Genomic DNA, 11,169 nt, shown 5'->3' with positions numbered 1-11,169 from the left:
GACCTCCCCCGATTGGTGGACCCGGGCCGGGTGGTTTCGGCTTTGTTCCGCCGCCCGGGCCGCCGACCCCCTCGAGCATGTCGGTGTCTTTCAAATACATGTCCGCGACCATCGGCTTCGCGGCGGCAGGGGTGTCGACCTGGGACGGGGTCTTCTTGGCCGACCCCAACTGGTACGTGCCTGGCATGCCGAAGGGCGGGCTGTTGCCGGCGCCGAACGCAGCGGTCACCCAGGGTGACGCCGCGCTGACATATGGGCTGCCGATCGCGATCGTCGTGGTCAAAGACCTCAACATCTCGGTGCAATGGAGTGGCCAGGACCAAGCGTCGTTGAGCGGCAATGGCTTTGTCGGTCCGTTCTCGCTGGCGGGTGCCTCGAGCACCACGTCCGATGGGACGTGGACCTATTCGCGACCGGGCATGCAAGTGGTCGCGCTGTTGTGCAGCCACCTGCCGGTCCTCCCGCCGGCGGACGCGCCCGATCTCGTGCAGCCGCCGACGGCTGCCGGACCGCAAAGCACCTCCGCGGATGGTTCGGTCACGCCCTCGGGCTCAGACCCCGCCGCGCAGGACAACGCGGGCGGTTCCTGATCTGCCGATCAAACGCATGCCCAGAGTCCTTGTGGCCCAAAGTATCAATCCGGGGCGCGGGTGGACCAACGCGAACGCCTCAAGATGACACCCCAGTGATCCGCGCCCCGCTCGGCGGGCATCAGGTGGCAGCGTAATCGAACTGCTCGGGTTTGGAGGTGTTCCAGCCGGCGAGGAAGTTCTCGTCCATGCGGTTCTGCTGGCCCAACAGCGTTGGTGTCTGCGACCTGCCGAGCTGGTTCTGTACCTCGTCGCGAAGTTTGTCGATCAGATCGAGATAGCTGATGTCGGCGCCCGACGCCGCGACGACGTTGACCAATGCCTGGGTGAGCGCGCTGTGGGTATCGGCCTCCCACGCCGACTCGTCGTATCGGCATGCCGCCACCACGCACGATTTCGACCCGGCGACGAGAGCCTTGTTGTCGTCGACACTGCATACCACGCCATTGCCTTGGCCGACGACGTGGGAAACGTTGCCGTCGAATGCGGTGCTCCCCGGGTCGATGAGGACGCCGCAGGGCACGATCGTGGACATCGTGCTGACGCAGGACCGCACGACATCGGCGGAGTAGGTCGCCGACTTCACCGGCTCGTCGGGCGTGCCCTCATGGATGCCGCCGGAATTGCAGCTGTCGAGGATCACGGTGAAGTTGACGAAGGATGGCTGCAGCGAGTCGGCCAACGCATGCAGATCGAGGTCGGTAATCGGGGCACCGCTCGCGGGAATGAAACATTCGTAGTAGCGCTGCGGGTTTGAGTCATCGGCCGGTAGCCGGCCCCCATGGCCGGAGAAGAAAAACGTCGCCACATCCCCAGCGTCACTCTGCGCGAGCAGGTTCCTGATCGCGGCGTAGATGGCGTCACGCGTGGCGGCGCCGTCCGTCAATGACGCGATGACCGTGGCATTGAAACTCTGGCTCAAGAGCGTGTTCATCGCGTCGGCGTCGTCGAGCGAGCGGTTGAGATTGCTCACCGACCAGCCGGGCGGCAGGCCCGTCTGGGCGGTGTAGTCATTGACTCCGACGATGGCTGCTCGGTGTGTCACGGTGTGCTCCTGGGGATTTCAATAGCTTACAGCCGTACTACTTGAGAACGGCGTTTCGGAGATCGTCGAGTGTGGGCCGTGCGGCGCCCTTGACGAACACGCTGATGTCGATCTTGTTGAAGCCCGCAACGGTGTGCGGATAGCCGGCAAGGTAGGACGTGTTGTCGCCGCAGTACTGCCATAGGACGATCTCGTCGAGCTGGAAGGCCTCGAGGCCGTGGCGGACCATCTGTGGGGTGTAGCTGGGGTTCCAGGCCACATCGCAGCCCATCTTGTCGGTGATGCCGAGGTCGCGCATCGCGCCGCGTCCGTAAAGCATGACGCGACTTCCGAGTTCGGACTTGAGCTGCTGTGCGCAGGCACTGACGCAGTCGATTACCTGCTGCGCGCTGGCACGGTGGTTGGTGTTCGCCGCGCCGCCCAATTCGACGTCGATGATCGGCATGATGTCACCGTGGTCCCACCCACCGGCGGCGTCGACCGCCTGCAGGTACGCCGCGGCTTGATCGGCACCGGCCGTATCGAATTTGAGGAACAGGTAGGCGCCACGGAACCAGCTACTGCCGTAACGTGATCCGCCGGCATCTTTGACCGCCGGCCAGTTCTGCGCAAACCAACCGCCGTCGTTGAAGGTATTGCCTTCCCACGCCTTGATGATGGCGCCGTAGAACTGCGGTTGGGCAACCAGCGCGCTCCAGGGCGGGTTCATTCCGCTGTCGCCGGAATACTGGTCGACGATCAGGTAGGGCGGCCCTGGGTCAGCCGACGGCGCGTCCGCTCCTGTCGAGGAGTCCCTCGCGGTGGTGTCGGCGCCGGTGTCGGGGCCTGTTGTACCGGACTTCTGTGGCTCGGGTTCCGGCGCTTCGAGGGGGTCGATTCCCGAGTCGCTGGGTGCGTCGGCGTCCGGAACTGTATCGCTGGGGGAGTCGCCGATGACGTCACCACCGGTGTCTGTGCTGCTATCGGTGTCCCCCGAGGCATCGGTGCTGTCGTCGATGTCGGTGTCGGCGCTGTTGTCGTCGTTCTGGTCGACGACCCAAGGTGCGGTCATATCAATGCCTCGATCGCGGAGTCGGGCGCGACAGTTGTTCTGCCGCTGGGTTTATGGCGGGGTATTCGGTTTCGGGGAGGTCCGTCCGGACCGGTGATCCGGTACCCGGCACTGCGGGATACCGGATCTCCTACCGGTGGACGATGCACCCCCGGCCTAACCGTCGGGTGCATCCACCCATTCGGTCGGCCTAGCTGTCGGCGCCGGCGAGCTCCGGCTCCGGTATTGCAGACGAGCCGGAGTCATCCGAGCTGTCGGAGCTGTCCGACGTGTCCGAGCTGTCCGACGTGTCGGAGGTGTCGGAGGTATCGGAGATGTCGGAATTGTCTGTGCTGTCGGTCGTTTCGGAACCGTCCGTGTTGTCCGTGCTATCCGGCCAGCTGGAGCTGTCGGAATTGCCCGACGTGTCCGAGTTCTCCGAGCTGTCCGAGGTATCGGAGCTGTCGGAACTGTCTGAGGCGTCCGAGGCGTCGGAACTGTCCGTAGCACTGGATGTTTCGGAGCCGTCCGAGGCTGCTACGGTGTTCGAGTCACCCGACGTGTCGGAGGGGGCCGAGGCGTCTGAAGAGCTGGTCAGGCCGAAGAGGTCCCGCAGTTGAGGTGTCAGGTTGGAGTCCGTCGGGTGGTGAATCGTGCCCACGGTGAAGCCCTCCACCTGTTTGATGGCGCCCATCATTTTCTGGAGTTCGTCATCGCTCAACGATTTGACGAGCCGGGTGGTGTCGAGGCCGGTCAGCTGGTGAATCCGGGCGGCGTACGCGACGGGATCGTTGCGGGGGTCGCTGGCCGGGGCGTACTTCTTCATTGCGTCGGTGATGCTAAGGCTGCCATAGAGATTGGACCGCAGCACGTCGTGCAGCGCCGTCCATCCTGAGCTGTAGTCGGGAAAGATCGCAAGCCCACGCTTATCGATGCCAATCGCGTTCTTGTAGGGGAGTTTCCCCGGCAGCAGATTTCCCGGGTTGTTGTTTCGCCACGCAAGCGTACCTCCCTCGAGGATGCAGTCGGCGTAGGCGACGAAAGGATCCTGCGAGGTTCCTGGAGACAATTTGGACATTGCGCTTTTCCGTTCTTTGAGGTTGTTGAAGGTTTTATCGTCGGGAGAGCAATCCCGGGGTCGATGCGATTAGGTCTACGCCGGCTCTTGTTGGGGAACATGCGTAGCGGACTACTCGAATCGCGCGGATTGAGAAAGTACCGGTCGCCCCATCTCCAAAGCGTCATCGACGATCAGTACCGCGGACCGATCGAAAGTCATCATCCTGAAACAGATTTCTGGGTTGCGGCCCGGTGAGGGGGCCGCCTCAGTCCTCGCGGTGGCGCTTGTAGTCCCAGCGCTCCAGCCATGTGGAGAGGTGGTAGGTGCCGATGCTGATCATGACCAGGAAAACGCCCTCACCGGCGACCGTTAGGCCGTTCACAGTCGTTCCATTGCCCGAGCCATTGCGGCGCGCTCGAGGTAGGCGGGGCGCCGTGGTGGATAGGATCGGCGCGGGGCGTCTGAGCGCTGCGACAACCGATGCCTGAGCGAGATGATCCAGCGATGCCGGCACGCAGTGGCCTGCGACGCGACATCGGAAATCCCGAAGGCGGACATCGCCTCGGGCGCGCTGGTGAGAACGGGCGCCGGGGAAGCGGGGTTGGTGTTCGATGCTCCCCCGGCGCCCGGCGTCGCCGTCACCTTATCCCCCACAACAGGTGGATACGACGGCACTGGGCAAGCGGATGCGCGGTCGGCCCATACGGGCGCCGCGAGGGTAGGCGCGTCACGGTGGGGCGCCACTGTTGCTGGATTGAAAAGCATTTCGTCTCCCTGGGCTGGATTCGTACCCGTGGATTTGGTGTATGAGGAAACTTAGGTAGCCACCGGTGTTGTGGACACGCGTAGCCGACTACCCGATGTGAAAACGGGGTTGTGCGGTGCCGATCAGACATCCGGGAGCGGCGGCCGGGTGTTCGCAGGGCGCCCCCCGTTTCGGCTGGCGGCCGGTGCGATATGCGAAACACTAAGCGCGCAAACGTAATTCACGGGCAGCCGCCGCCACTGAATCCCGGACACCGGGGACTCGCCGCGCGGTCGGCTAGCTGCGCGAGCGGGACCGCGCCCCTTGAGGCCCGGCTACTACTCGATGACGCCTCGGCGCCGACCAGCGAGCCGGAGTAGTGTCGCCGAAACCAGGTCAGCCGATCTTATTGCACGCGACGATGGCCGCCAGCTCGTCGCGGTCGGAGACGTCGAGTTTGATGCAGGCCCGGTAGATGTGCCCTTCGACGGTACGCACGGACACAGTCAGCTTGTCGGCGATCTCGCGGTTGGACAGGCCTTCGGCGATCAGGGCGGCGATCTCACGTTCGCGGGAGCTGATCGGAAGGGGCCGGGCCGCGGCCCGGATCGCCGGCGTGGTGGCGCCGCCGCACACCCCGGCGAGTCGCAGTGCCCGCGCAGCTATTTCGGTGGTGTGTCGGTTATGGCCGGCGCGGTCATAGAGCACGACGGCTTGGGCAGCGGCGTCCGCCGCCGAGAGCAGCAGACCTGCGTTCTCGAAGTCGATGCTCACCGTGTCCAGGGCGCGCGGATCGGAGCCCGCCAGCGCCGCCGCATGGCGGGCATAGAGCGGGGTCGGAGTGCCGTCGACCTGTTTGGCCAGCGCTCCCAGGCGAGCCGCGACTGTGCGGTCCCCGAAGCGGGCCGCGTGGTGCAGGGCCTCGGCTTCGATCGCGTATTGGCCTGCTCGATGGGCGGTGTCGGCGGCGGCACGCGCCAGGTCGACTCCGGTGCGTTCACCGCCGCGGGCGGCAGCGAGCCACGACTTGGCGATGATGGCCATCGGCTCGTGCAAGGCGAGGTGCGGGCCGGCGTGTTCGTTGGCGTCGGCGAGCACCCGCTCGGCTTCGGCCGTTCGGCCCAGCGCGGCATACGCCCGGGCCAGCAGCAGCCGGCACGGCAACCGCCACGGCAAGGAATTCTCGGCGTTGAGCGCGGCGAGCGACTGCTCGAATGAGGCGATGGCCGAAGGAAAGTCTCCTCGGTAGACGGCGACGACGCCGGCCATGATTTTTGCGATCGCCCAACCGACGAACTGTCCCTGAGAGGAAAACCTGCTGTAGTCGGCCACCCGCTGATCGGCGAGATCCAGTCGGCCGGTGTGCGCCAGTGCCAGGATGTCGCCGTACCGGATCATCCAACGGATCATCCCGTCGGTGGGCTTCTGTTCCGCGCGACACCGTGCGGCGATCGGCTCGAAGTTGGCGCCGCGCCCGGCGACGGGCATGGCGAGGCCAGCGGCGAACGCGGCGAAGTCGACGGCCTGCTCGGGCGCAGTGGGATCGGCCAGGACGGCCTCCGCGGCCGCGATGCCCTCCTCAATCTTGTTCTGGTGCACCGCCATCGCCGCCCCAGTGGCCTCCACGACAAGGCGCAGGGCGGGGTGGGTGACCCGCTGTCGCATCACGGCCAGGATGTCCTGGGCGTGTGCCACTTCGCCCATCGACCAAAACAGTGTGGACACCCGCGGGATACCCCACCGAACCAGCTGCAGCTCGTCGAGGCCGTCGGGTTCGAACTGCGCCAGGATCGCGTCGGCTTCGGCCGGCCGCCCCTGCCACAGCACCGCGCGGGAGAGCAATTCGGCGGCGCGAAGCCCGTCGCCGTGCTCAACTGCACTGCGCGCCAAGCGTTCCCCGAGCGGCAGGTTGGCCAAAAAGACAGCGTCCCGTGCGGCGGCGACCAGCAGGCCGTTATCGGCGACCTGGTCGCTGTCGACGGACAGTTGCGCCAGGCGGATCCGGTCGGCCGCAGAGGCGATCTCGCGGCCGGACAGCACCGACACGAGGCGCCCGCGCAGCCGTCGCGCAGACGCGGTCCCCGTGCGCTTGCGCACCACATCCCCGTACAGCGGATGGCTGATGCGCGCGTTGAGGACGGGACCGTCGCGCACAATGCGGACGAGCCCCTGCAGCTCGGCGGCGTCCACGGCGTCCTCACCGGCCAACTCGACGAGCGCGTCGAGGTCCAGCGGCTCGCACAACGCGAGATATTTCAGCGCGCCCAGCGCATCGGCACCGGCACGATCAAGTCGGTTCTCCAGCAGTTCGGCCAGCCCGGACGAGACGGCGGTGGGCCCGCGCAGCTGCCAGACACCGTCGACCTCGGTCAGGGTGCGCGCTTCGACCGCCCCTTCGACCATGTGCCGCAAGAACAGTGGATTGCCCCCGGAGGCCGTCCACATGACATCGGCGGACAGGCCTTCCAACGTGCCGCCCAGCACCGATTCGACCAACGCGATGCTCTGGTCCTTCGACAGCGGCTCTAGGTCGAACCGCTGCAGGTAGCCGTCTTTCCAGAGTGAGGTGACCGCATCGGGTACGGCTTCGCCGCTCCGGACCGTGGCCACGATGCGGCCGGCGCGTTCGGCGGCGATGTGGTGCAGCAGCGTGGCCGAGAGCTGATCGAGCAAATGCGCGTCGTCGACGCCGACCACCGGCTCGGCGCCGGCCAATAGATTTTCGCGCGCTGCGGCCAGCAACGCGATCGGGTCGCGCGCGCCCGAGGAACCCACCCACTGCAGGAACGCGCCCAGCGGGATGGTTTGGGACGACTCGGTGCACGCCGCCCAGTGCACTGCGGACGGCAATGTGGCAGCCACGGTGCGGGCGAGCGTCGTCTTACCGACGCCGGCGGGACCGATGAGCACAACCCCACGCTGTCCGTCGCCGGTGAGCGCGCAGCGGATCGTCGCCTGCTCCCGCGGGCGTTCGAGCAACTGCCACTGGCTGCTCATGAACGCAAAGTCTAAGGCCGCATCCGCACCGTCGCCCAGGGAGTTGGCCGCGGACCGCAAATTGACGCTGCGCCCGCTGCTCACCGCCTCCGCCGCGTGGGCCCGGGTGGAGGCGGGAAGCTGGCCGGCGCCGCTATCGGGGCAGGTCGGCGACAGTTGGCTCAAGGAGGGGGACCTCGTTCTTCTCATGGCGGAAGGTGCTGGATGCTTCGTAGACCTTGAGTTTGAGGCGGTTGATGGGGCCCAGCGGTCGATGCGCGGCCAGGCCGCGCCACGAGTTGTAGGACAGCACGTCGTCGCCGAACCGTCGCCGGTCGGGGGAGTCCGGGTTCTGTTGCGGGTAGCTGAGTTTGGCGACCCCGATGTGTGGGCTGAGTTCTTCGGGCCACGGTACGGTGGCGTCCTCGATGGGCATCCTGGTCAGGTCGGTGCACAGTTGGGCCCGCAGCTCAAATTCGGCGCTGTTCGTGGCGAAGAAGTCGAACACCTGATTGCGGTAGGCGTCGTAACCCGCATCCGCCGGCAGGGGCTGGCCTGCCAGCGTCGTCACCGACTCCGACAGCGGCACGATCTCGAATTTGGCGACATGATCACCCCATCGGATCGGAGCCGACGAATAAAAGTTCTGCCCGAGGATGTGGGTGTTGGGTTCGATGAAGATCTCCACGGCGTTGGGCAGCGACACCCCCACCTGGGCCAGCACCGATCTGGCGCCCGTGAGCAGCGCACCGACAGCCGACAGCGCGGGATCGGACAGTCGAGCCAACACCCACGCCAGCGGCATGCCGACGCGCAGGTATGCCCGTACATCGGCGAAGGGGAATTCCCGGTGGGTCACCAGCAGAAAGTCCTGTGTGGCGGCGTCATCGTCGGCCAGGATGCGCTCGCCGGGTTCGTCAAAGAGCACCTTGACCGCGAGGCCGTGCACCCCGCGGATCTGGTCACTTCGGATCACCCCGGAGGTGGTGGACAGCCGGGTGATCACCGGGTAGCTGCGTGGCTCGGCGAATAGACCCTGGGCCAACTCGGGAGGCAGGTCCGGGTAGACCGTGAGCTCACCGCGCAGCACGGCCAGCGTCTTGGCATGGGCGTCGCGTAGGCCGTGATGAAACTTCTTGTACGCCCACTCGTTGTTGCCGTGCAAGGACTTGACGATTGCGTCGATCTCACGATCCTCCTCGGCGCCCGGCCGTTCGAGGGCGTCGCTGTAGGGGACGTAGGTGGGCTGCGCGCCGGGCGGCGGCGGATAGCGGCGCCCGGTGGTGGGTGGCGGGGAGATCCGCGTCGACGGCCGCGCTTGCGTGGTTGGCCAGGGGGCGAACGGATTGTCGACCGAGCGCAGGGTGGGCTCCAGGGCGGGGAAGTGCCGGACCAGTATGGTGCGCAACGAGTTGGTCCGTACCCACGCCATGCCGGCCTCGGTGTACGTCGCCGGGGTGTAATCGGTGGTGAAAAAGCGGTCGCTGCGTAGCCGGCGCGAGGCCATCAGGATGAAAATCCGGAAGGCTGTGTCGCTGAACCCGAAACCGGCCGGCTTGGGTTCGGCGTACAGGCCGACCATGAGGTCAACGCGTTCGACGTCGCCGTAGATCTCGCGAAGCTCCTCGGCCCACTCCGGGTTGTCGGTGAGCTCCTCGAAGCTGGCGGCAGGCTTGAGTCGCAGCATTCGTCGAAAGGCGTTGTAGCGCGGCACCCCACGCTCGCGGATCCGCAGGATGTCCGCGGCGGCCAGGTCGATCGGAATGTCGTTGACCCGGTGGAAGTCCTGCAGATGGATCGGGAAGTTGTGCAACGTGATGTCGCCCGGGTGAGCCACCCCCATCGAGTAGAAGAGGTCGTCGGCCGGCCACTGCGCCAGGCGCTCTCGAACGTTGGGCACCGACAAGTCGGGCAGTTGGTAGCGCGCCAGCTCGTCGTCGTCCCGCAGCGAGCGCACCGTGTAGTCGTCGGGGATCAGCGGATGCATGCGGTAGACGGCGACGAATTCCTCGGTCAGCGAGTACGGCACGCCGTCGTGGTTGGTGGGCGATCCGGGGATGCCCTGTAGCACCTCGTTAGGGGTGATGCGACCGAAGCGCTCCTCGAAGTGCCGCCCGAGCACCCCGAACCAGTTGGCCCGCATGGCCGACTCGGTGGTGGGGTGGGCGATGATCGCCGGGGTCCACTCCAGCGTGTGGATCTTGGCCATCAGTGCCGCGTTGATGAGGCGCGCTTTGTCGTACAGCTGCTGGTCACTCATCTCGGGATAGTGCTGGTGCAGCTCGCGACAGATGGTGTTGTGCTCGCGCAGGAACAGCGAGTGCAGCAGCGCCAATCCGACCCAGAAGTTGGCCCGGACCGCCCCGTGCGGATCGAGGTAGGTCTCAAGCTCTTCCGGATGCAGGCCGACGTCGTCGATCCTGACCTGCCCCAGCTCGCCGGTGCGCAGACCCTCCGCGAATCCCTTTGTGTTGCCGTAGATTTGGGACCCATCCCACCAGTGGGTGTCCTGCGTGACGAACGTGGGCGGCCCCGACGCGTCAGGGCTGGGGTCCGGTGGTGTCCGGTTGATCGTCATCGTTGGCTCGGGCCACGGGTCAGCACCCTCGATCGGGATCTTCCAGGGATCGGCATTGACGGTGCCGTGGCTGAACCAATCGTGGACCTCGAACTGGATCCATGCGGCCGCCAACAAGTTCAGCGTGGTGGCGGGTTTGAACGTGTCGCGGGTCAGCAGTCGCCGGCTGATCACGCGCGGATTGGGCTCCAGGATGCGGTCGGGTCCCTCGGGATAGGTCAATTCCGTGGGGACGTTTCGACCGAACCGGCTGCCCAACGATCCCATCAGCGGGTATTGCAGGTCGTTGTTGGTCCCATCCGGCGTGCGGGCGTCGCGGCAGGAAGTGATGTCGACGCCGGGTGGGGGCCGGTCGTCGGGTCCGCGGCCGGTGTCGAAGAGATTGTGGGCACGCAGCTGCTCACGCAATCCGATGAGGACCGCGAGCCCTAACGGTTTGGGAAGCCGGGACCATCCGATCCACCGGTCGGTCAGCTCTGCCACTCGCGCCAGTTGATCGACGAGCATCATCGTTGCCTCCACTTGACGGATCCGGCTGACGCAGCGTTCCTGATGACCGCGCAGCAGCGATGAAGCGTCGCGCGCCGCCATTTCCTAGGGAACGCGCCGGTGTCGTCGCGTGCTGCGCGCACGGCGCCCCCGCTCGTGGTCTGCCGTTGGTAGCTGCAGTGGACACTAACAGTTCGTCGGGCATGCGGCCGGTGGTTCCGTAGGGCGGCGGCGAAGTTCGCTGACCCCATGAGCCTCCCTTCGGATCCATCCACGGAGCACGACGACCCGAACGCTAACGACGGATTGGCGGGCGTGCACGGGTAGTCGACTACTCGATGTGCGCGCGGTGCGCCGCGGACGCCGGCGATGACCCGGCCCGGTGAGGTCAGGATCGCGCAGCAGGACGACCCGCGCGTAGCGGCACCCATCACGAAAGCGCCGGTGGCCGTGGATGATTCGGTTAGCTTCCGACTGCGTATGTGGGGGACAGTTGTCCGCCCGGCAGGTCGGCAATACCCCGAATCGATACCACTCCAGGCCGGAACGTCCCAGCCGGTCCGGAGGACATCGCCGATGGAGTAGTCGACTACCCGTGAAACCGGCCCCGGACCGGACGATGATCGAGATCGGTCAATCACCGCCGATAGCGTCAT

General features: G+C 66.2%; 5 protein-coding genes and 2 pseudogenes. 1 reads left to right on the top strand and 6 read right to left on the bottom strand.

Annotated elements, in window-relative coordinates:
- A pseudogene (locus A5622_RS20055) lies at nt 1–590 on the top strand (hypothetical protein); the annotation flags it as partial.
- A gap of 121 nt (nt 591–711) precedes the next feature.
- On the opposite strand, the gene A5622_RS20050 reads toward A5622_RS20055, so the two are convergent.
- From A5622_RS20050 to A5622_RS29795, 6 genes and pseudogenes are all read right to left on the bottom strand, one after another.
- Complete coding sequence (locus tag A5622_RS20050) at nt 712–1,635, bottom strand: caspase family protein (RefSeq protein ID WP_066880775.1); 924 nt, start codon at nt 1,633–1,635, stop codon at nt 712–714.
- A 37-nt stretch (nt 1,636–1,672) separates the two neighbouring features.
- Entirely contained in the window at nt 1,673–2,686 is a 1,014-nt protein-coding gene (locus tag A5622_RS20045) for a GH25 family lysozyme (RefSeq protein ID WP_066880773.1), read from the bottom strand.
- A 190-nt stretch (nt 2,687–2,876) separates the two neighbouring features.
- Nucleotides 2,877–3,743 carry a hypothetical protein gene (locus tag A5622_RS20040; RefSeq protein ID WP_066880771.1) on the bottom strand — a complete coding sequence of 289 codons (867 nt, stop codon included), beginning with the start codon at nt 3,741–3,743 and terminating at the stop codon, nt 2,877–2,879.
- A gap of 1,123 nt (nt 3,744–4,866) precedes the next feature.
- A complete protein-coding gene (locus A5622_RS20035; RefSeq protein ID WP_066880779.1) occupies nt 4,867–7,467 on the bottom strand; it encodes a LuxR family transcriptional regulator in 2,601 nt (866 codons plus the stop codon).
- A gap of 133 nt (nt 7,468–7,600) precedes the next feature.
- Entirely contained in the window at nt 7,601–8,746 is a 1,146-nt protein-coding gene (locus A5622_RS29800; RefSeq protein WP_197508050.1) for a catalase family protein, read from the bottom strand.
- Nucleotides 8,747–10,534, bottom strand: a pseudogene (locus A5622_RS29795) (peroxidase family protein); the annotation flags it as partial.
- Nucleotides 10,535–11,169 lie beyond the last annotated feature (635 nt).

Origin of the sequence: Mycobacterium sp. 1245801.1, assembly GCF_001673055.1 — a bacterium.
Lineage (GTDB): Bacteria > Actinomycetota > Actinomycetes > Mycobacteriales > Mycobacteriaceae > Mycobacterium > Mycobacterium europaeum_A.
This window is presented reverse-complemented; position numbering and strand designations above follow the sequence as displayed.

Bases quoted from the DNA above. Each gene is read 5' to 3' on its own strand.
- A5622_RS20045 (WP_066880773.1), bottom strand. From the start codon at position 2,686: ATGACCGCACCTTGGGTCGTCGACCAGAACGACGACAACAGCGCCGAC.
- A5622_RS20040 (WP_066880771.1), bottom strand. From the start codon at position 3,743: ATGTCCAAATTGTCTCCAGGAACCTCGCAGGATCCTTTCGTCGCCTAC.
- A5622_RS20035 (WP_066880779.1), bottom strand. From the start codon at position 7,467: ATGAGCAGCCAGTGGCAGTTGCTCGAACGCCCGCGGGAGCAGGCGACG.